The organism is Pseudomonas sp. LBUM1678 (assembly GCF_059695575.1).
This window is the reverse complement of record NZ_CP166775.1, coordinates 5,749,560-5,773,201: the sequence shown is the minus strand read 5'-3', so window position 1 is coordinate 5,773,201 and position 23,642 is coordinate 5,749,560. Positions and strand designations below refer to the sequence as shown.

Genomic DNA, 23,642 nt, shown 5'->3' with positions numbered 1-23,642 from the left:
CATGCGAGTGATGTTGCTGTTGGCGCTGCTGGTTTTGAGTGGTTGCCAGCACCTGTCGAGCCCACCGCCGGTCACCGGTGAGATTCGTGACCTGCGCAGCGGTCAGGTCCTGACACCTCGGGAACTGGTCGCACGGCTGGCCGAGCCGTCGCGGCTGATCGTCGGTGAGCAGCATGACAATCGTGATCACCATCAACTGCAATTGTGGTTGTTACAGGTGCTGGGCGAGCGTCGACCGCAGGGCAGCCTGTTATTGGAAATGCTCACGCCGGATCAACAACCGCGCGTCGATGACGTTCGCCGTGCCTCGACGCTGCCCGCAGATTTGCCCGGCGCGTTGAACTGGCAGTCGGGGTGGGACTGGAGCCTGTACGGGCCGATCGTGGGTTTTGTGCTGACTCAGCCCTACCCGCTGCTGGCGGCCAATCTGGACAATCTTGAAGTCCGTACCGTTTATGGCAAACCGCCGACATTAAGAGGTTCGCGTTCCAACGCCTCGTCAGTCAAGGATGAGCTGCTGGCGCAGATCAACGACTCCCATTGCGGCCTGCTGCCCACCTCGCAAATGCCCGCGATGCTGGCGGTCCAGCAGCAACGGGATCGGCGGATGGCCGAGCGTTTGTTGTCGGCACCGACGCCTGCGCTGCTGTTTGCCGGCGCCTATCACGCGCGTAAGGATGTTGGCGTGCCGATTCACGTGCTTGATCTTGGAGAGTCGCAAGCTCCCACGGTTTTGATGCTGGCGGAGCAGGGCGGTGAAGTCACGCCGGCCATGGCTGATTACATCTGGTATACGCCTGCCACGCCGGCCCAGGATTACTGCGCAGAAATGCGTAAGCAGTTCAGTCAGTAACGGACGACTTTTCCACAGGCAAAAAAAGACCCGGCAAGAGCCGGGTCAAATAACCGTGATTAGCCTGATGAGGAGATATCTGAGAGTCCGAACCAAGGGCTTTTCAAATATCGACCAGTCTCGCGACCAGTTGTGGTAATCATAGCGATTCTCATTACCAAGTCAACCGCTGTTTTTTGATTTCTTTGAAATCCTCGGTTTTGCGTTGAAAAGCCCCGTAAACATTGCGCTTCAGGCGTTAATCCTGTGGCGAAATCTGCCTGTTCAATTCTTGTGACGGGACGAGATGGCTTCCAGTTGTTTGTTCAAGGCTTCTTTGCGTTCGGCTGGAATGTCATTCCAGTGCACGTCCATCAGTGCGCCTTCGATCGCATACAACAACACCTTGGACGCCCGGAACCCGCGCGTACGCACGGCCCGATAAGCATCCACCGCCCCAAGGCGACGCAAGTCCGAGGCGCTGTGGATGCCCACGGCATGCAGCCATTGCGCCGACGTCTTGCCAAGATTCTTCAGGTGTTGCAGTTCATCATTCATCAAGCCTCCTTGCGACGGCCGATCGGTGCGTGGGCGAGCTTCTCAGGAGTGTAGCCATCAGTAGGAAAAGCGTGATTGTTTGGTCGGTTTCGACGCAAAAGCTTCTAAGAGGAATACTCAAAGAGCCGCGTAAAGGTCTGCGGGGGCAGTAGAGGGGGCGCGGAGGAATCAACTTTTACGACAAAGAATCCAGCGTCCAGCGCGAAGCGGGGGCGCTGGACGTGGCAGGCAGAACGTCGTTTTTAGCGGGTGCGATAACGCAGGCGAGTACCGAAATTCATCGACATCAGGATCTCGTCAGCGCTCAGTTCGGGTGGAAAGTAGGCGCCTGAGATCTGTGCGTGAGCCAGGCTCGCGCCTTCCAGGCATGAGTTGCGAAAGTCGATGCCGCGCAAATCGGCGGAGCGGAAATAGGCATCGGTAAAGTCGACACCCTCGGCGTTCAGCTCACGCAGGTCCAGGCCACGAAAATCGCCGCCGACCATGTCGACAGAGGCATGACCGGCACGTTCGGCATTGAAGCCTGCGATGTCGTCTTTGTGCAGCAAGGCATAAAGCGGGGTGTCGAGGAGTTTCGGCTGGCTCATGTCGCATCACCTGATGGTTTTATGACGCCAGTATAGTGCCACTATTTGACAGCCGTGAAGCCGGCGAGGGCTCCACGGTTGAAATAGTTTTTTACAGACCAGGCATGCGCTGACGAATCTGCGCAACGACGGTATCGAGGGTCCCGCTTTCATTGGTCTGGACGCGTTTGCTGCACAAAATTTCGGCAGGCGTCAGGGCTTCGCGACTGGCTTGCTGCGCTGCAATAACAGCCAGGTTGGCGTCGGACGGATCCTTCTTGTCTGCCTGACGCAAGGCCAGCCAGCTCTCAATGACTGCTTGTGGTGCATTGCAATCGAGGATCAGGAACGGTGCACCGGTGGCCTCGGCAATTTTCGCCGCACTGTCGCGCTGGTCGCGCTTGAGGTATGTCGCATCGATGACCACCGGGAAACCGGCACGCAGGATCACTGCGGCAATCTCATGCAGGCGGGTATAGGTGGCGGCGCTGGCGTCGGCACTATAAATGCCGGCCTGCGGGTCATTCGGTACGATTTGCTCGCCGAACAGGCGCTTGCGTTCAACATCCGAACGCAGGCGAATGGCGCCCAACGCCTCCACCAGACGCATGGCCACGTGGCTCTTGCCGACGGCGGAAACACCGTGGGTAATCGCCATGAAACGCGAAGGAATGGTGCTGTAGCTTTCTGCCAGGTTGGCGTAGTTGCGGTACTGGCGCAGGGTGGTTGCGCGTTGCACCGGGTCGGCTTCGGCCGGCATGCTGAACAGGCTGACCTTAGCGCGAACCAGGGCGCGGTAGGCCTTATAGAAGTTCAGCACCTCAAGGCCTTGATAGTCACCGGTCAGTTCCAGGTACTGGCTGATGAAGCGACGCGCAAGGCTCTTCAGGCCGCGGTCTTCCAGGTCCATGGCCAGGAAACCGGTGTCGGCATATACGTCGGTGAAGCGGAACGGTTCATTGAACTCGATGCAGTCGAAGATCACGACCTTGCCGTCGATCACGGTGGCGTTACCCAGGTGAATGTCACCGTGGCATTCGCGGGTAAAGCCTTCAGCCTTGCGCTGGGCAAACAGCGGCTTGAGGCGTTCGAAGCTGCTTTCGGCCCAGGCTTGCAGAGCATCGAGTTGCAGCAGGTCGGCCTTGTCGCTGAGGAACGGGCGGATCTGTTCGAAGTTCTGGCGTACTGGCGCCATCACGCTGTCCGGGGTGCCGGCTTCGTGTTCGCCAGGCACTTTCGGTGCGGTGAGGTGGAATTGGGCGATCTGCGCAGCCATCTCATCGATGTGCGCGGTGGTCAATTCGCCGTTGGCTTGCAGGGTGCTGAGCAACTGGCTTTGGGGGAATTGACGCATTTTCAGCGCGAAGTCGACAACCGGACCCTCGCCACCCAGTCGCGGTGCTTCTTCGCTGCCGGTGATCGGCAACACTTCCAGATACAAATCGTTGGTCAGGCGCTGGTTAAGGCGCAGCTCTTCGCCGCAGAAATGCTCACGAGCGTCGAGGCTGGTGAAGTCGAGGAAGCCGAAATTCACTGGCTTCTTCACTTTATAAGCGAATGGGCCTGTGAGAATGACCCAGGAGATATGGGTCTCGATGACCTGGAACCCGTCTACCGGATGCGGGTAGAGGGCCGGGTTTTGCAGGGCGGCGATCAGGGACTGGCTCACAGGCGATCCTTCAGAGTCTGGGGAAAATTCACGGTCGCCATTATGGCTGCAAGTCCGCCTGACGCAAACCTCGGAGGGCTCCTGTTGAGTATGAATAAAGTGCGTATAATCCGCCGCCATGACTCGTACTCGATCCCCCCGTACCCCCAAAAAACCACCTTCCAAGGGCTTGAGCCCCTGGCTGGGCTGGGCCCTTAAACTCAGTCTGGTCGGCCTCGTGGTGCTCGCCGGGTTCGCGGTTTACCTCGACGCCGTGGTCCAGGAGAAGTTCTCCGGCAAGCGCTGGACCATCCCGGCCAAGGTGTATGCGCGCCCGCTTGAGCTGTTCACCGGCCAAAAGCTGAGCAAGGAAGACTTCCTGACCGAACTCGACGCCTTGGGCTATCGCCGCGAAGCCGTGAGCAATGGCCCCGGCGCTGCGGCGGTCAACGGAAACACCGTCGACTTGAATACCCGTGGTTTCCAGTTCTATGAAGGCCTGGAGAACGCCCAGCCGGTGCGCGTGCGCTTCTCCGGCGACTATGTGGCCGAACTTTCGGCGACCAACGGTTCGAAGCTTTCGGTCGTGCGGCTGGAGCCGCTGCTGATCGGCGGGATTTACCCGAAAAACCTCGAAGATCGCATTCTGATCAAAATCGATCAGGTCCCGCCGTATCTACTGGAAACCCTGGTGGCCGTCGAAGACCGGGATTTCTACAGTCACTGGGGCGTGTCGCCCAAATCGATTGCTCGCGCCGTGTGGGTCAACACCTCTGGCGGCAAGATGACCCAGGGCGGCAGTACGCTGACACAACAGTTGGTGAAGAATTTCTACCTGACCAGCGAACGCAGCCTGACCCGTAAACTCACCGAAGCCATGATGGCGATGCTGCTTGAGCTGCATTACGACAAACGGGAAATTCTTGAGGCGTACCTCAATGAAGTGTTCGTCGGTCAGGATGGCCAGCGCGCCGTGCACGGTTTTGGCCTGGCCAGCCAGTTCTTCTTCGGTCAGCCATTGTCCGAGCTGAAACTGCATCAAGTCGCAATGCTGGTGGGGATGGTCAAAGGGCCATCCTATTACAACCCGCGTCGCAACCCGGAACGGGCATTGGAAAGGCGCAATCTGGTGCTCGATGTGCTTGAGCAGCAAGGCGTCGCCACCGCTGAGCAGGTCGCCGCCGCGAAGAAAATGCCACTGGGTGTGACGACGCGCGGCAAGCTGGCGGACAGTTCTTTCCCGGGCTTCCTCGACCTGGTTAAACGTCAGCTGCGCGAAGACTACCGAGACGAAGACTTGACCGAAGAAGGCCTGCGGATCTTCACCAGTTTCGACCCGATCCTGCAGATGAAAGCCGAAGCATCGGTTAATGACACCTTTAAACGGCTGGCTGGGCGCAAGGGTTCCGATGAAGTTGAAGCGGCGATGGTCGTGACCAACCCGGAAACCGGTGAAGTCCAGGCCATGATCGGCAGCCGTCAGGCGAGTTTCGCCGGCTTCAACCGTGCGCTGGATGCGGTACGGCCGATCGGCTCGTTGATCAAGCCTGCGGTGTATCTGACAGCCCTTGAGAAACCGAGCCAGTACACGCTGACCAGTTGGCTGTCGGACGAATCCTTTTCGATCAAAGGCGCGGACGGTCAGGTCTGGAAACCCCAGAACTATGATCGCCGTTCCCACGGTACGGTGTTCCTGTACCAGGGCCTGGCTCACTCCTATAACCTGTCGACGGCGCGTCTCGGGTTGGCGGTGGGTGTACCGAATGTCCTGAAGACACTGGCGCGTCTTGGGGTCAGTCGCGAGTTCCCTGCGTTCCCTTCGATGCTGCTGGGGGCCGGTGGCCTGACGCCTATCGAAGTGGCGACCATGTACCAGACGCTGGCCAACGGTGGTTTCAATACGCCGATGCGTGGGATTCGTAGCGTACTGACCGCTGAAGGTGAGCCGCTCAAGCGTTATCCGTTCCAGATTGAGCAGCGTTTCGACCCGGCCTCCATTTACCTGATCCAGAGCGCCATGCAGCGGGTCATGCGTGAAGGTACCGGCAGTTCGGTTTATAACGTGCTGCCGAAAACCCTGACACTGGCGGGTAAAACCGGTACCAGTAACGACTCGCGTGACAGCTGGTTCGCCGGTTTCAGCCAGGACTTGCTGGCCGTGGTGTGGCTGGGTCGTGATGACAACGGCAAGACGCCGTTCACCGGTGCCACCGGTGCATTGCAGGTCTGGACCAGTTTCATGCGCAAGGCCGATCCGCTGCCGCTGGACATGCCGCAGCCGGATAATGTTGTTCAGGCCTGGGTCGATTCGCGTACAGGTCAAGGTTCCGAAGGCAGCTGCCCAGGTGCCGTGCAGATGCCGTATATTCGCGGCAGCGAACCGCCTCCCGGCGCTGCGTGCGGTGGCGAAAGCCCTGCATCCGGCGAAACGGTGATGGATTGGGTCAAGGGCTGGATGAATTAAGCAAAGAGGGCTTCAAGTGAACAAGTGGTTGATTCCAGCGGTTACCGCCGTGGCTTTGCTCAGCGGTTGCTCCTCCGTACAGCGCGGTTCGATCCCGGTTGTGGATTCCGGCAGCGCTGTCTCCAACAGCGAGCGTGTGTCGGCCAATGGCGGTTTCCGTCAGACGACGACTAAACGTCCCGTCCAAGCCCAGACTCAGGCGATTCCACAAGGTGACACCGGTGTCGTCGTGATGGTGCCAGGTGGCGGTGCAGTGGCGTCGGCGCCGATCAGCACTACGCCGATCACGCCAGGCCCGATAACCCCGGGGCCGATCGACACCTCGCCGGTGCAATCGGCGCCGGTCAATCAGGGCAGCTACAGCATGCCGTCGACGCCGAGCGGGATTCCTTCGTCGAGCGCCGGTGGCTTGTCTGCCGATGAGCAACTGGACGGTCCGGTACTGGCGTTGTTGACCACGGCTCAGCAGCAACAGGCCGGCGGTGACCTCAACGGTGCGTCCTCCAGTCTTGAGCGCGCCCAGCGTGTTGCACCGCGTGAGCCGCAAGTGCTTTATCGTCTGGCTCAGGTGCGCATGGCCCAAGGCGATGCACCCCAGGCTGAACAGTTCGCTCGTCGTGGCCTGACGTTGGCCAATGGTCGTCCGGCGCTCCAGGCCAGCCTGTGGGAATTGATCGGCCAGGCGCGTGAGAAGCAGGGTGATTCCCAAGGTGCTTCACTGGCCCGTCAGAAGGCCAAGGTTTCGCTGTGATGGACGCACGCTTCCCGAAGATTGCCGAACAACTGCTGTTGATCGAACGTGAGCTACGGGTTCAGGGCTGGTGGGACGACGCTTCTCCATCCGCTGAAGCGTTATCCAGCGTCGAACCGTTTTCGGTGGATACGCTGGATTTCGAGCAGTGGCTGCAATGGATCTTCCTGCCGCGGATGAAGGTCATCCTCGAACAGGATCTGCCGCTGCCCAATGCGTCGGGGATTCAGGAGATGGCCGAAATGGTCTTTGCCGCCCGCGATGTCCAGGGTAAGGATCGCTATCTGCAGGTCTTGCTCAAAGAGTTCGACCTGCTGATCACCGCCTCTCGCTGACTCCAATCCGTTGTAGCAGCTGTCGAGTGAAACGAGGCAGCTGCAGGTCCCTATTGGCAGTTATCCGCAATCTGTTTCTGTGCTTCGGTTGTGCGCTCCTGACGTTGCTCGTCGGTCAGGCGGCGCAGCTCACCGTCGACATCCTCCCGCAATCGCGGATTGTTCTGCAGCTGGGCCAGATTCGTTCGCGCCTGCTCACAAAATACCTTCAGCTGGGCTTGCTGCTCGGCGACCTGTTTTTTCACTGTGTTGTCGATGGCCTGTTGATCGCCAATCGCCGTGCTGCGCGTTGTTGCGGCGGGTTTGCCGGCAGACGGGGAGGGCGTCACCACCGTGGTGGCCTCCTGGCCTTGCGGCGGTTGCGCGTCGAAGTGTGTAACGCCTTGGGCGTCTACCCATTTATAGATCTGACCGGCCAAACACAAAGGGCTGATCAGCAAAGTGACTATGAAGAACGTTCGCATGCCATTTCCTTGCCAAAGTTGCGCAATTGAAGCTAACACAGTTGCGGTTTAGCGGTTTTTTCTTGCTTTCTCATGCGCTTACTTCAATAAAGCACATAGACGGCTTGACTTGCAGAGGACGAAACAGAAGAATCCAAAGTCCGCTGTAGAGGGACTGCCAGAAGCAGGCCCACTCAGCAGATCATGAGGCGCACATCCGCGCCGACCTGTTACACCCGCAACGCGTTACCTCGCGCTGGGTGGGAAAGCCCCGCAACACTTGGGACGATCCCAATACTTGCTCAGTCAGTGCTGACGTAGTCGGCGACCACCGTCGCTCATGCTCTGCTGAGAAGTAAACCTATTAAGACCCGTCCCCTTTTATGTGGGCGGTATTCTGGCGTTTTAGAGGTGAACAACGTGGAGCTTTTATCTGGCGGTGAGATGCTCGTCCGCTTTTTGCGTGACGAAGGCGTTAAATATATCTATGGGTACCCCGGTGGTGCCGCATTGCATATCTATGACGCGCTGTTCAAAGAACCAGCCGTTCAACATATTCTCGTTCGTCATGAGCAGGCTGCCACTCACATGGCTGACGGCTATGCGCGCGCCACCGGCAAGGCCGGCGTCGTACTGGTGACCTCCGGTCCCGGCGCGACCAACGTCATTACCGGTATTGCCACTGCGTACATGGACTCGATCCCGATGGTGATCCTGACCGCCCAGGTGGCTAGCACCATGGTCGGTACCGATGCCTTCCAGGAAACCGACATGATCGGTATCTCCCGGCCGATCGTGAAACACAGTTTCATGATCAAGCATGCTTCGGAAATCCCGGAGATCATGAAAAAGGCTTTCTACCTCGCGCAATCCGGTCGTCCTGGTCCTGTCGTTGTCGACATCCCGAAAGACATGACCAACCCGGCCGAGAAGTTCGAATACATCTTCCCGAAAAAAGCCAAGCTGCGTTCCTACAGCCCGGCGGTTCGTGGCCACTCGGGCCAGATCCGCAAGGCAGTGGAAATGCTCTTGGCGGCCAAGCGGCCGATCATCTATGCCGGCGGCGGCGTCATTCTGGGCAACGGCTCCGCGCCGTTGACCGAGCTGGCGCAACTGCTGAACGTGCCGGTCACCAACACCTTGATGGGCCTCGGCGCCTATCCGGGCAGCGACCGCCAGTTCCTCGGCATGCTCGGTATGCACGGCAGCTACACCGCCAACCTGGCGATGCACCATGCGGACGTGATCATGGCCGTGGGCGCGCGTTTCGATGACCGTGTTATCAACGGCGCATCGAAGTTCTGCCCAAGCGCCAAGATCATCCACATCGATATCGACCCGGCTTCGATCTCCAAAACCATCAAGGCCGACGTTCCTATCGTAGGTCCGGTGGAAAGCGTATTGACCGAAATGGTCGCTACCTTCAAGGAAATCGGTGAGACCCCTAACAAGGATTCGGTCGCTGCCTGGTGGAAGCAGGTTGAAGAGTGGCGCGGTGATCGCGACATGTTCCCTTACAACAAAGGGGACGGCAGCATCATCAAGCCGCAGACCGTTATCGAAACCCTGCACGAAGTGACCAAGGGCGATGCCTACATTGCTTCCGACGTAGGTCAGCACCAGATGTTCGCGGCGCAGTACTACCGCTTCAACAAGCCTAATCGCTGGATCAACTCCGGCGGCCTGGGCACGATGGGCTTCGGTTTCCCGGCAGCAATGGGCGTGAAACTGAGCTTCCCGGAAGCCGACGTGGCTTGCGTGACCGGTGAAGGCAGCATCCAGATGAACATCCAGGAGCTGTCCACTTGCCTGCAACATGACCTGCCGGTGAAGATCATCCTGCTCAACAACGGCGTGCTCGGCATGGTCCGTCAGTGGCAGGACATGAGCTACGGCGCACGTCACTCGCACTCTTACATGGAATCGTTGCCGGACTTCGTCAAGTTGGCCGAAGCCTACGGTCACGTCGGCATGCGCATCACGGACTTGAAGGATTTGAAGCCGATGATGGAGCAGGCATTCGCGATGAAGGATCGTCTGGTGTTCATCGACATCAAGGTCGACGCCGGCGAACACGTCTACCCGATGCAGATCAAAGACGGCTCCATGCGTGATATGTGGCTGAGCAAGACGGAGCGTACTTAATCATGCGACATATTATTTCCCTGCTTCTGGAAAACGAACCCGGCGCTCTGTCTCGTGTAGTCGGCCTGTTCTCGCAGCGCAACTACAACATCGAAAGCCTGACCGTGGCCCCAACCGAGGACCCGACCTTGTCGCGTCTGACACTGACCACGGTCGGCCACGATGAAATCATCGAGCAGATCACCAAGAACCTGAACAAGCTGATCGAAGTGGTCAAACTGGTCGACCTGTCGGAGAGTGCTCACATCGAGCGCGAACTGATGCTGGTCAAGGTCAAGGCTACCGGCGCCCAGCGCGCCGAGATCAAGCGCACCACCGATATTTACCGTGGGCAGATCGTCGATGTCAGCGCTAGCGTGTATACCGTTCAACTGACCGGTACCAGCGACAAGCTCGACAGCTTCATTCAGTCCATTGGCACCGCCTCGATCCTGGAAACCGTCCGTAGCGGCGTCACCGGTATCGCTCGCGGCGACAAAGTACTCAGCATCTAAAACCAAATTAGCGAACGGCCTGAACGGCCTGGATATATAGGGGAATTTCATGAAAGTTTATTACGAAAAAGACTGCGACCTGTCGATCATCCAGGGCAAGAAAGTTGCCATCATCGGTTACGGCTCCCAGGGCCACGCTCAAGCGTGCAACCTGAAAGACTCCGGCGTTGACGTTACTGTCGGTCTGCGTAAAGGTTCGGCCACTGTTGCCAAAGCCGAAGCCCACGGCCTGAAAGTGACCGACGTTGCTTCCGCTGTTGCGGCTGCCGACCTGGTCATGATCCTGACCCCGGACGAGTTCCAGTCTGCTCTGTACAAGAACGAAATCGAGCCGAACATCAAGAAAGGCGCCACTCTGGCCTTCTCCCACGGCTTCGCGATCCACTACAACCAGGTTGTTCCGCGCGCTGACCTCGACGTGATCATGATCGCGCCGAAAGCACCGGGCCACACCGTGCGCTCCGAGTTCGTGAAAGGCGGCGGTATTCCTGACCTGATCGCGATCTACCAGGATGCTTCGGGCAACGCCAAAAATGTTGCACTGTCTTACGCTGCCGGCGTTGGTGGCGGTCGTACCGGCATCATCGAAACTACCTTCAAGGACGAGACTGAAACCGACCTGTTCGGCGAACAAGCCGTTCTGTGTGGCGGTACCGTTGAACTGGTCAAGGCCGGTTTCGAAACCCTGGTTGAAGCTGGCTACGCGCCGGAAATGGCCTACTTCGAATGCCTGCACGAATTGAAGCTGATCGTTGACCTCATGTACGAAGGCGGTATCGCCAACATGAACTACTCGATCTCCAATAACGCTGAATACGGCGAGTACGTGACTGGCCCGGAAGTGATCAACGCCGAGTCCCGTCAGGCCATGCGCAACGCCCTGAAACGTATTCAGGACGGCGAATACGCCAAAATGTTCATCAGCGAAGGCGCAACCGGCTACCCTTCGATGACCGCCAAGCGTCGCAACAACGCCGCTCACGGTATCGAAATCATCGGCGAGCAACTGCGCTCCATGATGCCGTGGATCGGTGCCAACAAGATCGTCGACAAAGCTAAAAACTAAGTCGCGCACTTGTACGGAAAACGCGGCTTAGGCCGCGTTTTTTCGTTTGGGGTAGCCGGTTCTGGTATAAAGCTGCATCGTTTGCGGCCGAACCGTCGTCCCAGACACCTGTCGAAACTTTCCACCCCGTTGCAAGGTAATGTCCATGAGCGAACGTCCCGAAGAGCCAAACAAGGCTTCTGACGCCGAAAGCCTGCTGCCCATCGATGAACACATCGAGGAAGGGCACGACGCAGAAGGTCGTAAAGTCCGGCATCGTGGTATCTATCTTCTGCCGAATCTGTTCACCACTGCGAACCTGTTCGCAGGGTTTTATTCCATCATCAGCTCGATGAGCGCCCAGAGTGCCTTGAGTGCCGGTGATTCGATTGGCGCGAGCAAGTATTTCGCGTTTGCCGCGATCGCGATTTTCGTCGCCATGGTGCTCGACGGCCTTGATGGTCGCGTTGCCCGTATGACCAATACCCAGAGTGCCTTTGGTGCCGAGTACGACTCGTTGTCGGACATGGTCGCCTTTGGTGTTGCGCCGGCATTGCTGGCGTTTGGTTGGGCCTTGGGTGACATGGGCAAGGTCGGCTGGATGGTTGCCTTCATCTATGTCGCGGGGGCGGCGCTGCGTCTGGCGCGCTTCAATACTCAAGTCGGTACCGCGGACAAGCGCTACTTCATCGGTCTGGCCAGCCCGGCTGCCGCAGGTGTGGTGGCGGGGATTGTCTGGGCGTTCAGCGATTACGGCATTCAGGGGTCGAAGATGTCGTTCCTGGTTGCGCTGATGGTCGCAGCCGCCGGCATGCTGATGGTCAGCAATATCAAGTACAACAGCTTCAAGGAGCTGGACTTGAAGGGGCGAGTGCCCTTTGTCGCGATCCTCGCTGTCGTGCTGGTGTTTGCCGTGGTCTTCAGTGATCCGCCGCGCATTCTGTTGCTGGTTTTCCTCGCTTACGCGGCGTCTGGCCCGGTGCAATACCTATTGCATCTTCGTCGGCACAAAAACGCCGAGTGATGTAATTTCCCTCATACTCCGCAGTCTATTGGTGCATCTGTCCTCCAATGCTGCGGAGTTGCCATGCTGATCAAAGTCCCCAAAGCGTCTGACTGCCATGAGTCGGATGTCACGCCTGAATCCTTCTATCTTTCCCGACGCAGTCTATTGGGTGCAGCCGCCGCCGGTCTGGCCGTGAGCTCTCTGCCGCGTTGGGCCAGTGCTGAAGATGCCGCTCGTTACGCAGATGTCGAACCTGGCAAGGCGCCTTCCTGGTTTGCCGAAAAGCTTCCTTCTACTAAATGGGGGGCGGTCAACGTCAAGGATGAGGCGATCACGCCCTTCAAGGATGCGGCCCACTACAACAACTTCTATGAGTTCGGCGCTGATAAAGGTGACCCTGCCGCGAATGCCGGTTCGTTGAAGACTGAGCCTTGGACCGTGGTAGTAGACGGGGAGGTGGGTAAGCCGGGGCGGTACGCGCTGGAAGACTTCATGAAGCCTTATCAGCTGGAGGAGCGGATCTACCGTCTTCGCTGTGTTGAGGCGTGGTCGATGGTCATTCCCTGGATCGGTTTTCCTCTCTCGGCTTTGCTGAAGGAGGTCGAGCCGACGTCGAAGGCCAAATTCATCCGCTTTGAAACGCTGCAAGATCCCAAAAGCATGCCAGGGCAGCGATCCGGTTTTGCCTTGATCGAGTGGCCTTATGTAGAGGGGTTGCGCCTGGATGAGGCGATGAATCCGTTGGCCATTCTTGCCGTGGGCATGTATGGGCGCGAACTGCCGAATCAGAACGGAGCGCCGCTGCGTTTGGTGGTGCCTTGGAAGTATGGCTTCAAGAGCGTCAAATCCATCGTGCGGATCAGTCTGGTCAGCGAACAGCCGAAAACCACATGGCAAAGTATTGCTGCGGATGAATATGGCTTCTACGCGAACGTGAACCCTACGGTCGATCACCCGCGTTGGACCCAGGCGCGGGAGCGTCGTTTGCCGAGCGGTCTGTTCAAGCCCAATGTTCGGGACACGCAAATGTTCAACGGCTACTCGGATGAAGTCGCCTCTCTCTATACAGGGCTCGATCTGCGGAAGAACTACTGATGCGTTATCCGTTTTGGCGAGTTGGCGTGTTTATAGCTGCAGCGATCTGGCCGCTGATTTGGTTGTATCAGGCCTGGCAGGATGTGTTGGGGCCCGATCCGGGCAAGGTGCTTGTAGATCGGCTGGGGCTAGGGACGCTTGTCCTGCTATTGATAACGTTAAGCATGACGCCTTTGCAAAAACTCACCGGCTGGGCGGGGTGGATTGCTGTACGGCGACAGCTGGGGTTGTGGTGTTTCGCTTATGTGGTGTTGCATTTGAGCGGCTATACGGCATTCATTCTAGGATTTGATTGGTCGCAGCTGGGTGTCGAGTTGCGCAAGCGGCCGTACATTATTGTCGGGACGCTGGGGTTTCTCTGTTTGTTGGCATTGGCGGTGACCTCCAATCGTTATAGTCAGCGACGCCTGGGTGTTCGCTGGAAGAAGCTGCATCGTCTGGTGTACGTCATTCTCGGGCTTGGATTGCTGCATATGTTGTGGATCGTTCGTGCCGATCTGAAGGAATGGGCTATCTATGCCTCTATAGGGGCGTTGCTATTGGTGCTGCGCATTCCCCTGATTGCCCGTCGAATCCCTCGTTTAATAGCTAAAAAGGCTCCTTCTGCAAGAAAGGCGTAATTAGGGGTTGACGGCAGATTCTGGAAGTCTATAATTCGCCCCACTTCCGGCGCAGTCGAAACGGAAAACTCCTTGGAAAACAAAGAGTTACGCAGTTTTCGACAGCGAGTTGCTTCAGTTCATCGAAGCCCAGAAGGAGTTGATCAGGCAGGGTTGTTTGGCGTGATTGACGGTTCGATCTTCTCGGTCGAAAGCGGAGAAAAAGAGGTGTTGACAGCAGCGAGTAACGCTGTAGAATTCGCCTCCCGCTAACGAGAGATCGGAAGCGCAAGTGGTTGAAGTTGCAAAGGAAACTTTGAAAACTTCTGAAAATAACCGCTTGACAGCAACAGAGGCTGCTGTAGAATGCGCGCCTCGGTTGAGACGAAAGATCTTAACCAACCGCTCTTTAACAACTGAATCAAGCAATTCGTGTGGGTGCTTGTGGAGTCAGACTGATAGTCAACAAGATTATCAGCATCACAAGTTACTCCGCGAGAAATCAAAGATGTAACCAACGATTGCTGAGCCAAGTTTAGGGTTTCTTAAAAACCCAAAGATGTTTGAACTGAAGAGTTTGATCATGGCTCAGATTGAACGCTGGCGGCAGGCCTAACACATGCAAGTCGAGCGGCAGCACGGGTACTTGTACCTGGTGGCGAGCGGCGGACGGGTGAGTAATGCCTAGGAATCTGCCTGGTAGTGGGGGATAACGCTCGGAAACGGACGCTAATACCGCATACGTCCTACGGGAGAAAGCAGGGGACCTTCGGGCCTTGCGCTATCAGATGAGCCTAGGTCGGATTAGCTAGTTGGTGAGGTAATGGCTCACCAAGGCGACGATCCGTAACTGGTCTGAGAGGATGATCAGTCACACTGGAACTGAGACACGGTCCAGACTCCTACGGGAGGCAGCAGTGGGGAATATTGGACAATGGGCGAAAGCCTGATCCAGCCATGCCGCGTGTGTGAAGAAGGTCTTCGGATTGTAAAGCACTTTAAGTTGGGAGGAAGGGCATTAACCTAATACGTTAGTGTTTTGACGTTACCGACAGAATAAGCACCGGCTAACTCTGTGCCAGCAGCCGCGGTAATACAGAGGGTGCAAGCGTTAATCGGAATTACTGGGCGTAAAGCGCGCGTAGGTGGTTTGTTAAGTTGGATGTGAAATCCCCGGGCTCAACCTGGGAACTGCATTCAAAACTGACAAGCTAGAGTATGGTAGAGGGTGGTGGAATTTCCTGTGTAGCGGTGAAATGCGTAGATATAGGAAGGAACACCAGTGGCGAAGGCGACCACCTGGACTGATACTGACACTGAGGTGCGAAAGCGTGGGGAGCAAACAGGATTAGATACCCTGGTAGTCCACGCCGTAAACGATGTCAACTAGCCGTTGGGAGCCTTGAGCTCTTAGTGGCGCAGCTAACGCATTAAGTTGACCGCCTGGGGAGTACGGCCGCAAGGTTAAAACTCAAATGAATTGACGGGGGCCCGCACAAGCGGTGGAGCATGTGGTTTAATTCGAAGCAACGCGAAGAACCTTACCAGGCCTTGACATCCAATGAACTTTCCAGAGATGGATTGGTGCCTTCGGGAACATTGAGACAGGTGCTGCATGGCTGTCGTCAGCTCGTGTCGTGAGATGTTGGGTTAAGTCCCGTAACGAGCGCAACCCTTGTCCTTAGTTACCAGCACGTAATGGTGGGCACTCTAAGGAGACTGCCGGTGACAAACCGGAGGAAGGTGGGGATGACGTCAAGTCATCATGGCCCTTACGGCCTGGGCTACACACGTGCTACAATGGTCGGTACAGAGGGTTGCCAAGCCGCGAGGTGGAGCTAATCCCAGAAAACCGATCGTAGTCCGGATCGCAGTCTGCAACTCGACTGCGTGAAGTCGGAATCGCTAGTAATCGCGAATCAGAATGTCGCGGTGAATACGTTCCCGGGCCTTGTACACACCGCCCGTCACACCATGGGAGTGGGTTGCACCAGAAGTAGCTAGTCTAACCTTCGGGAGGACGGTTACCACGGTGTGATTCATGACTGGGGTGAAGTCGTAACAAGGTAGCCGTAGGGGAACCTGCGGCTGGATCACCTCCTTAATCGACGACATCAGCTGCTCCATAAGTTCCCACACGAATTGCTTGATTCATTGAAGAAGACGATAAGAAGCAGCCCGAAATTGGGTCTGTAGCTCAGTTGGTTAGAGCGCACCCCTGATAAGGGTGAGGTCGGCAGTTCGAATCTGCCCAGACCCACCAATTTTGTGTGGGAACCTGTAGAAATACGGGGCCATAGCTCAGCTGGGAGAGCGCCTGCCTTGCACGCAGGAGGTCAACGGTTCGATCCCGTTTGGCTCCACCACTACTGCTTCTGTTTGTTGAAAGCTTAGAAATGAGCATTCCACCAAGACGGTGATGAATGTTGATTTCTAGTCTTTGATTAGATCGTTCTTTAAAAATTTGGGTATGTGATAGAAAGATAGACTGAACGTTACTTTCACTGGTAACGGATCAGGCTAAGGTAAAATTTGTGAGTTGCTCTTAATTGAGTATTATCGAATTTTCGGCGAATGTCGTCTTCACAGTATAACCAGATTGCTTGGGGTTATATGGTCAAGTGAAGAAGCGCATACGGTGGATGCCTTGGCAGTCAGAGGCGATGAAAGACGTGGTAGCCTGCGAAAAGCTTCGGGGAGTCGGCAAACAGACTTTGATCCGGAGATGTCTGAATGGGGGAACCCAGCCATCATAAGATGGTTATCTTAAGCTGAATACATAGGCTTAAGAGGCGAACCAGGGGAACTGAAACATCTAAGTACCCTGAGGAAAAGAAATCAACCGAGATTCCCTTAGTAGTGGCGAGCGAACGGGGACTAGCCCTTAAGTGGCTTTGAGATTAGCGGAACGTTCTGGAAAGTACGGCCATAGTGGGTGATAGCCCTGTACGCGAAAATCTCTTAGTCATGAAATCGAGTAGGACGGAGCACGAGAAACTTTGTCTGAATATGGGGGGACCATCCTCCAAGGCTAAATACTACTGACTGACCGATAGTGAACTAGTACCGTGAGGGAAAGGCGAAAAGAACCCCGGAGAGGGGAGTGAAATAGATCCTGAAACCGTATGCGTACAAGCAGTGGGAGCCCACTTTGTTGGGTGACTGCGTACCTTTTGTATAATGGGTCAGCGACTTATTTTCAGTGGCGAGCTTAACCGAATAGGGGAGGCGTAGCGAAAGCGAGTCTTAATAGGGCGTCTAGTCGCTGGGAATAGACCCGAAACCGGGCGATCTATCCATGGGCAGGTTGAAGGTTGGGTAACACTAACTGGAGGACCGAACCGACTACCGTTGAAAAGTTAGCGGATGACCTGTGGATCGGAGTGAAAGGCTAATCAAGCTCGGAGATAGCTGGTTCTCCTCGAAAGCTATTTAGGTAGCGCCTCATGTATCACTGTAGGGGGTAGAGCACTGTTTCGGCTAGGGGGTCATCCCGACTTACCAAACCGATGCAAACTCCGAATACCTACAAGTGCCGAGCATGGGAGACACACGGCGGGTGCTAACGTCCGTCGTGAAAAGGGAAACAACCCAGACCGTCAGCTAAGGTCCCAAAGTTATGGTTAAGTGGGAAACGATGTGGGAAGGCTTAGACAGCTAGGAGGTTGGCTTAGAAGCAGCCACCCTTTAAAGAAAGCGTAATAGCTCACTAGTCGAGTCGGCCTGCGCGGAAGATGTAACGGGGCTCAAACCATACACCGAAGCTACGGGTATCACTTAGGTGATGCGGTAGAGGAGCGTTCTGTAAGCCTGTGAAGGTGAGTTGAGAAGCTTGCTGGAGGTATCAGAAGTGCGAATGCTGACATGAGTAACGACAATGGGTGTGAAAAACACCCACGCCGAAAGACCAAGGTTTCCTGCGCAACGTTAATCGACGCAGGGTTAGTCGGTCCCTAAGGCGAGGCTGAAAAGCGTAGTCGATGGAAAACAGGTTAATATTCCTGTACTTCTGGTTATTGCGATGGAGGGACGGAGAAGGCTAGGCCAGCTTGGCGTTGGTTGTCCAAGTTTAAGGTGGTAGGCTGGAATCTTAGGTAAATCCGGGATTCTAAGGCCGAGAGCTGATGACGAGTGTTCTTTTAGAACACGAAGTGGTTGATGCCATGCTTCCAAGAAAAGCTTCTAAGCTTCAGGTAACCAGGAACCGTACCCCAAACCGACACAGGTGGTTGGGTAGAGAATACCAAGGCGCTTGAGAGAACTCGGGTGAAGGAACTAGGCAAAATGGCACCGTAACTTCGGGAGAAGGTGCGCCGGTGAGGGTGAAGCATTTACTGCGTAAGCCCATGCCGGTCGAAGATACCAGGCCGCTGCGACTGTTTATTAAAAACACAGCACTCTGCAAACACGAAAGTGGACGTATAGGGTGTGACGCCTGCCCGGTGCCGGAAGGTTAATTGATGGGGTTAGCTAACGCGAAGCTCTTGATCGAAGCCCCGGTAAACGGCGGCCGTAACTATAACGGTCCTAAGGTAGCGAAATTCCTTGTCGGGTAAGTTCCGACCTGCACGAATGGCGTAACGATGGCGGCGCTGTCTCCACCCGAGACTCAGTGAAATTGAAATCGCTGTGAAGATGCAGTGTATCCGCGGCTAGACGGAAAGACCCCGTGAACCTTTACTATAGCTTTGCACTGGACTTTGAATTTGCTTGTGTAGGATAGGTGGGAGGCTTTGAAGCGTGGACGCCAGTTCGCGTGGAGCCAACCTTGAAATACCACCCTGGCAACTTTGAGGTTCTAACTCAGGTCCGTTATCCGGATCGAGGACAGTGTATGGTGGGTAGTTTGACTGGGGCGGTCTCCTCCTAAAGAGTAACGGAGGAGTACGAAGGTGCGCTCAGACCGGTCGGAAATCGGTCGTAGAGTATAAAGGCAAAAGCGCGCTTGACTGCGAGACAGACACGTCGAGCAGGTACGAAAGTAGGTCTTAGTGATCCGGTGGTTCTGTATGGAAGGGCCATCGCTCAACGGATAAAAGGTACTCCGGGGATAACAGGCTGATACCGCCCAAGAGTTCATATCGACGGCGGTGTTTGGCACCTCGATGTCGGCTCATCACATCCTGGGGCTGAAGCCGGTCCCAAGGGTATGGCTGTTCGCCATTTAAAGTGGTACGCGAGCTGGGTTTAGAACGTCGTGAGACAGTTCGGTCCCTATCTGCCGTGGACGTTTGAGATTTGAGAGGGGCTGCTCCTAGTACGAGAGGACCGGAGTGGACGAACCTCTGGTGTTCCGGTTGTCACGCCAGTGGCATTGCCGGGTAGCTATGTTCGGAATAGATAACCGCTGAAAGCATCTAAGCGGGAAACTAGCCTCAAGATGAGATCTCACTGGGACCTTGAGTCCCCTGAAGGGCCGTCGAAGACTACGACGTTGATAGGTTGGGTGTGTAAGCGCTGTGAGGCGTTGAGCTAACCAATACTAATTGCCCGTGAGGCTTGACCATATAACACCCAAGCAATTTGCTTGCTTCGAGCTGAAAAGCGAAAGAGCGCCAGATTGCGGTGTGTGAAGACGAAACGAACCGAAAGTTCGACTGTACTCACAAAAGCAGCACAAAACACCAAAAGCTGTCACATACCCATTCGCTGGAGCGTGAACCTGCAAAGGCCCACGACCTGGCTACCGAATTTCTTGACGACCATAGAGCATTGGAACCACCTGATCCCATCCCGAACTCAGCAGTGAAACGATGCATCGCCGATGGTAGTGTGGGGTTTCCCCATGTGAGAGTAGGTCATCGTCAAGATTAAATTCCGAAACCCCAATTGCGAAAGCAGTTGGGGTTTTGTTTTTTCCGAAGAAAAGTACTCCGAAAGTTACAACACAAATTTGCACAGTTATTTTCGATTCATGACACTAGAATAGGTCCAACTTTTTCGGAGGCCAGAGCCTTTATGTCAGAACCGGTTGACGCCCCCGGGCTGTCAGAATTACCGCTGGACGATTTGGTGGCGTGCCATGAGTGTGACTTGCTGATGCGCAAGCCCGAACTCGCCCCTGGCGAGAAAGCCCTGTGTCCGCGCTGCGGTTACGAACTCTACGCCCATCGGCACAATGTGGTGCAGCGCAGTCTTGCATTGGTCATCGCCGCGCTGTTGTTGTACATCCCGGCGAACTTTTTACCCATCATGCAGCTCAATCTACTCGGGCAATCGTCGCAGGACACTGTCTGGACCGGTGTTGTCGGTCTGTTCGATACCGGCATGCAAGGCGTCTCGGTGGTTGTGTTCCTGTGCAGCATGGGAATCCCGCTGCTCAAACTGCTCTGCCAGTTGGCCGTGCTGTTAAGCATTCGCTTTGATATCGGACGTAGCTATGGCTTGCTGCTCTACCGTATTTATCACCACCTACGAGATTGGGGGATGCTTGAGGTTTACCTCATGGGCGTACTGGTGGCGATCGTAAAACTGGCAGATATGGCAGCCATTACCGTAGGTCTTGGTTTGGCATGCTTTATCAGTTTGTTGTTGGTCCAGGTCTGGTTGGAGGTTGTGATGTCGCCTCATCAGATCTGGCAGGCTTTGTCAGGAGAGGATGCCCATGCGGGCGATTGATGCAGGCATTCTGATTTGTACCGAATGTCATGAGTTGAACAAGCAGGAAGCTGACACCGACGAGCAGACCTGCACCCGTTGCGGAGCGCTGGTGCACGCCCGTCGTCCAAACAGTCTGGTGCGTACCTGGGCGTTGCTGGTCACCGCAGCGATTCTCTACATCCCGGCCAACGTGCTGCCGATCATGACCGTCAGCTCACTGGGGCAGGGCGATCCCAGCACCATCATGTCCGGTGTTATCCAGCTGGTTCAGCACGGCATGATTCCCATCGCCGCCGTGGTTTTTATCGCCAGTATCGTGGTACCAACGTTCAAGCTCGTGGGCATCGCGCTGCTGCTGTTTTCAGTACAACGCCGCCAGCCACTCTCGGCACGTCAACGAATCTGGATGTATCGCTTTATCGAGTTCATCGGCCGCTGGTCGATGCTGGACATCTTTGTGATCGCCATCCTGGTGGCGGTCGTGAATTTCGGACGGCTTGCCAGCGTCGAAGCCAATCTTGGCGCCATCGCTTTCGCCAGTGTGGTGATTCTGACGATGCTTGCCGCAGTTACTTTCGATCCCCGACTGATTTGGGATAACACGGAGTCGGACGACGACCATGACTGATTTGCCTACAGCTAAAACCCGACCGGCCTCGAACTGGTCTGCCATCTGGGTGTTGCCCCTGATCGCCTTGATCATCGGCGGCTGGCTCGGCTGGCGTGCCTACAACGAAACCGGCATCGAGATTCAGGTGCGTTTCGAAAGCGGTGAAGGCATTCAGGCCAACAAGACTGAGGTGGTCTACAAAGGCATGTCTGTCGGCAAGGTGAAAACCCTCAAACTCGATGACGAAGGCAGCTCAAAAGGCGTGATCGCCACCATTGAGATGAACAAGGACGTCGAGCAATACCTCAAGACCAGCACGCGCTTCTGGCTGGTCAAACCGAGCGTGACCCTGGCCGGTATCACCGGGCTGGAAACCCTCGTGTCGGGGAACTACGTCGCCGTCAGTCCCGGCGAAGGTGAACCTGTTCGCAAATTCAAGGCCCTCGCCGAAGAGCCCCCGCTGTCGGACGCCAAGCCTGGCCTGCACCTCACCATCAAGGCTGATAGGCTCGGTTCGCTGAACCGTGGCAGTCCGGTGTTCTACAAGCAGATCAAAGTCGGCCAGGTCAAAAGCTACTTGCTGTCGGAAGACCAAAGCACCGTCGAACTCAAAGTATTCATCGAGCCCACCTACGCCAATCTGGTGCGCAAACACACACGTTTCTGGAACGCCAGCGGCATCAGCATCGACGCTAACCTGTCCGGTGTGAAAGTGCGCAGTGAATCGCTTGCCAGCATCGTCGCCGGTGGTATCGCATTCGCCACACCTGAAAACCGCAAGGACAGCCCGCCCACCGATCCGAGCCTGCCGTTCCGTCTCTACGAAGACTTCGATGCTGCCGCGGCCGGTATCCGGGTCAAGGTCAAACTCAGCGATTTCGAAGGCCTGCAGGCCGGCCGTACACCGGTCATGTACAAAGGCATTCAGGTCGGCAACCTGAAAGCGCTGAAGGTCGATCCGGACCTGAATGCCGCCACCGCCGAATTGACCCTTGATCCACTGGCCGAGGATTACCTGGTCGAAGGCACTCAGTTCTGGGTGGTCAAACCGTCGATTTCCCTTGCCGGTATCACCGGACTGGAAGCCTTGGTCAAAGGTAACTACATTGCCGTGCGACCGGGTGACAAAGGGGCCGCGCCGCAACGTGAATTTGTGGCCAGACCCAAGGCGCCGCCGCTGGACCTGCGTTCGCCAGGCCTACACCTGGTGTTGTTCACCGAAAACCTGGGTTCGCTGGAAGTCGGCAGTCCGATTCTCTACAAGCAGGTCAAAGTCGGTTCGGTCCAAAGCTATCAGTTCTCCAAGAAGAAGAAACAACTTGTGATCGGTGTTCACATCGAGAAGGAATACGAAGGTCTGGTCAATGCGTCGACACGCTTCTGGAATGCCAGCGGCATCACGCTCACGGGCGGACTGACCGGCGGAATCCAGGTCAAAAGCGAGTCGCTGCAAAGCCTGATGGCCGGCGGTATCGCTTTCGAAACACCGGAAGCCAAGGCGCCGTTGCAGAAGCGCATTCCGCGTTTCCGCCTGTTCGCCAATCATGAGGAAGCCAATCAGAAAGGCACCGTGGTCACGATCAAGGTCGACCGTGCCGATGGCTTGCACAGCGGCACCCCCGTGAGATTCAAAGGCCTGGATGTCGGCAAGATCGAAGATGTCGACCTCAGTGATGACCTGCAATCGGTGATGCTCACCGCACGAATCACCGAAGTACCAGAGCGCATTGCCCGGGTTGGCAGTCAGTTCTGGGTGGTCAAGCCTGAGCTTGGCCTGATCAAGACCTCTAACCTTGAAACGCTGGTGACTGGGCAATACATCGAAGTGCAACCGGCAGCGAAAAACCTCGGCCCGCAGAAGAACTTCGTCGCTCTGGCCACTCCACCGGAGTCGGCCAAACAGGAAGCCGGGTTGAGTCTGGTCCTGAGCGCCGCGCGCCGTGGTTCGCTGAAGACCGGTGTGCCGGTGACGTATCGCGAGGTCACGGTGGGCAAAGTGACGGGCTATGAATTGGGCCAGACCGCTGATCGTGTGTTGGTCCACATTCTGATCGAGCCGAAGTACGCGCCATTGGTGCGCAGCGGCACGCGCTTCTGGAACACCAGCGGTTTTGGTTTCGACTACGGCTTGTTCAAAGGCGCGACCGTGCGAACTGAATCTCTGGAAACGCTGATTCAGGGCGGCATCGCCTTCGCCACGCCGGAGGGTGATCGCATGGGCAGCCCGGCGCGGCCTGAGCAGACGTTCCCGTTGTTCGACAAGTTTGAGGATGAGTGGCTGACCTGGGCGCCGAAAATCGCAATCGGCAAATAGTGTGTTGGTGTCCGGGATGACGCCTTCGCGAGCAGGCTCGCTCCCACAAAGGATTTGCTGCGAACGCAGAAAATGTGATCAGACCCACGAAATGTGGGAGCGAGCCTGCTCGCGATGAGGCCCTGAAATTCACCGAA

Annotated in this window: 18 protein-coding genes, 2 tRNA genes and 3 rRNA genes; 19 read left to right on the top strand and 4 right to left on the bottom strand. The window is 56.3% G+C overall.

The annotated features are described in order from the left end of the window. Position 1: 1 nt before the first annotated feature. Positions 2-853: a ChaN family lipoprotein gene (locus ACA070_RS26225; protein ID WP_497448911.1), complete on the top strand. Its 852-nt coding sequence runs from the start codon at positions 2-4 to the stop codon at positions 851-853. A 264-nt stretch (positions 854-1,117) separates the two neighbouring features. Here ACA070_RS26225 and ACA070_RS26220 read toward each other — a convergent pair whose 3' ends face one another. The 3 genes from ACA070_RS26220 to ACA070_RS26210 form a co-directional block, all read right to left on the bottom strand. After that, entirely contained in the window at positions 1,118-1,390 is a 273-nt protein-coding gene (locus ACA070_RS26220) for a TfoX/Sxy family protein (RefSeq protein WP_007971093.1), read from the bottom strand. Positions 1,391-1,632: 242 nt separating this feature from the next. Then, positions 1,633-1,977, bottom strand: a complete 345-nt coding sequence (locus ACA070_RS26215; RefSeq protein WP_497448910.1) for a pentapeptide repeat-containing protein — start codon at positions 1,975-1,977, stop codon at positions 1,633-1,635. Between the two features lie 91 nt (positions 1,978-2,068). Continuing rightward, positions 2,069-3,625, bottom strand: a complete 1,557-nt coding sequence (locus tag ACA070_RS26210) for a bifunctional aminoglycoside phosphotransferase/ATP-binding protein (protein WP_497448909.1) — start codon at positions 3,623-3,625, stop codon at positions 2,069-2,071. 118 nt (positions 3,626-3,743) lie between these two features. On the opposite strand from ACA070_RS26210, the gene mrcB reads away from it, so the two are divergent. From mrcB to ACA070_RS26195, 3 genes are read left to right on the top strand one after another with little or no spacing between them, the layout of a single operon-like run. After that, positions 3,744-6,068 (top strand): penicillin-binding protein 1B, encoded by a 2,325-nt coding sequence (mrcB, locus tag ACA070_RS26205; RefSeq protein ID WP_497448908.1) that lies wholly within the window; start codon positions 3,744-3,746, stop codon positions 6,066-6,068. Between the two features lie 16 nt (positions 6,069-6,084). Beyond that, the gene (locus tag ACA070_RS26200; RefSeq protein WP_497448907.1) at positions 6,085-6,819 is read left to right on the top strand and encodes a tetratricopeptide repeat protein; all 735 of its coding nucleotides are present in this window, start codon (positions 6,085-6,087) and stop codon (positions 6,817-6,819) included. Next, entirely contained in the window at positions 6,819-7,154 is a 336-nt protein-coding gene (locus ACA070_RS26195) for a YqcC family protein (protein WP_497448906.1), read from the top strand. Before ACA070_RS26200 ends, ACA070_RS26195 begins: the two co-directional genes overlap by 1 nt. A 50-nt stretch (positions 7,155-7,204) precedes the next feature. Here the strand turns inward: ACA070_RS26195 and ACA070_RS26190 are convergent, their stop codons facing one another. Then, positions 7,205-7,618, bottom strand: coding sequence for a DUF4124 domain-containing protein (locus tag ACA070_RS26190; RefSeq protein WP_497448905.1), 414 nt, complete (start codon positions 7,616-7,618; stop codon positions 7,205-7,207). A 399-nt stretch (positions 7,619-8,017) separates the two neighbouring features. On the opposite strand from ACA070_RS26190, the gene ACA070_RS26185 reads away from it, so the two are divergent. The 15 genes from ACA070_RS26185 (at position 8,018) to ACA070_RS26115 (ending at position 23,505) form a co-directional block, all read left to right on the top strand. Beyond that, a complete protein-coding gene (locus ACA070_RS26185) occupies positions 8,018-9,742 on the top strand; it encodes an acetolactate synthase 3 large subunit (protein ID WP_497448904.1) in 1,725 nt (574 codons plus the stop codon). A gap of 2 nt (positions 9,743-9,744) precedes the next feature. After that, positions 9,745-10,236, top strand: a complete 492-nt coding sequence (gene ilvN, locus ACA070_RS26180) for an acetolactate synthase small subunit (RefSeq protein WP_003205610.1) — start codon at positions 9,745-9,747, stop codon at positions 10,234-10,236. A gap of 49 nt (positions 10,237-10,285) precedes the next feature. Beyond that, positions 10,286-11,302 (top strand): ketol-acid reductoisomerase, encoded by a 1,017-nt coding sequence (gene ilvC, locus ACA070_RS26175; RefSeq protein ID WP_007948647.1) that lies wholly within the window; start codon positions 10,286-10,288, stop codon positions 11,300-11,302. Positions 11,303-11,447: 145 nt separating this feature from the next. Further along, positions 11,448-12,305 (top strand): CDP-diacylglycerol--serine O-phosphatidyltransferase, encoded by an 858-nt coding sequence (gene pssA / locus ACA070_RS26170; RefSeq protein WP_010467638.1) that lies wholly within the window; start codon positions 11,448-11,450, stop codon positions 12,303-12,305. A 63-nt stretch (positions 12,306-12,368) separates the two neighbouring features. Beyond that, complete coding sequence (msrP, locus tag ACA070_RS26165) at positions 12,369-13,382, top strand: protein-methionine-sulfoxide reductase catalytic subunit MsrP (protein WP_497448903.1); 1,014 nt, start codon at positions 12,369-12,371, stop codon at positions 13,380-13,382. Beyond that, a complete protein-coding gene (gene msrQ, locus ACA070_RS26160) occupies positions 13,382-14,002 on the top strand; it encodes a protein-methionine-sulfoxide reductase heme-binding subunit MsrQ (protein WP_497448902.1) in 621 nt (206 codons plus the stop codon). The genes msrP and msrQ overlap by 1 nt, the downstream gene beginning before the upstream one ends. A 72-nt stretch (positions 14,003-14,074) precedes the next feature. Then, positions 14,075-14,254: a hypothetical protein gene (locus ACA070_RS26155; protein ID WP_497448213.1), complete on the top strand. Its 180-nt coding sequence runs from the start codon at positions 14,075-14,077 to the stop codon at positions 14,252-14,254. A gap of 292 nt (positions 14,255-14,546) precedes the next feature. Next, positions 14,547-16,085 (top strand): 16S ribosomal RNA (locus ACA070_RS26150). An 82-nt stretch (positions 16,086-16,167) separates the two neighbouring features. Continuing rightward, positions 16,168-16,244 (top strand) — tRNA-Ile (locus ACA070_RS26145). A gap of 27 nt (positions 16,245-16,271) precedes the next feature. Next, positions 16,272-16,347: transfer RNA gene (locus ACA070_RS26140), tRNA-Ala, on the top strand. 249 nt (positions 16,348-16,596) lie between these two features. Beyond that, a 23S ribosomal RNA gene (locus ACA070_RS26135) occupies positions 16,597-19,488 on the top strand. 187 nt (positions 19,489-19,675) lie between these two features. Then, positions 19,676-19,791 (top strand): 5S ribosomal RNA (rrf, locus tag ACA070_RS26130). Together the 16S, 23S and 5S rRNA genes with 2 tRNA genes alongside form the textbook arrangement of a ribosomal RNA operon. 148 nt (positions 19,792-19,939) lie before the next feature. Next, entirely contained in the window at positions 19,940-20,599 is a 660-nt protein-coding gene (locus ACA070_RS26125) for a paraquat-inducible protein A (protein WP_497448901.1), read from the top strand. Next, on the top strand, positions 20,586-21,209 hold the full coding sequence (locus ACA070_RS26120; protein ID WP_131063243.1) for a paraquat-inducible protein A: 624 nt from the start codon (positions 20,586-20,588) through the stop codon (positions 21,207-21,209). The genes ACA070_RS26125 and ACA070_RS26120 overlap by 14 nt, the downstream gene beginning before the upstream one ends. After that, entirely contained in the window at positions 21,202-23,505 is a 2,304-nt protein-coding gene (locus tag ACA070_RS26115) for a PqiB family protein (RefSeq protein ID WP_497448900.1), read from the top strand. Before ACA070_RS26120 ends, ACA070_RS26115 begins: the two co-directional genes overlap by 8 nt. The last annotated feature ends 137 nt before the right edge of the window (positions 23,506-23,642 follow it).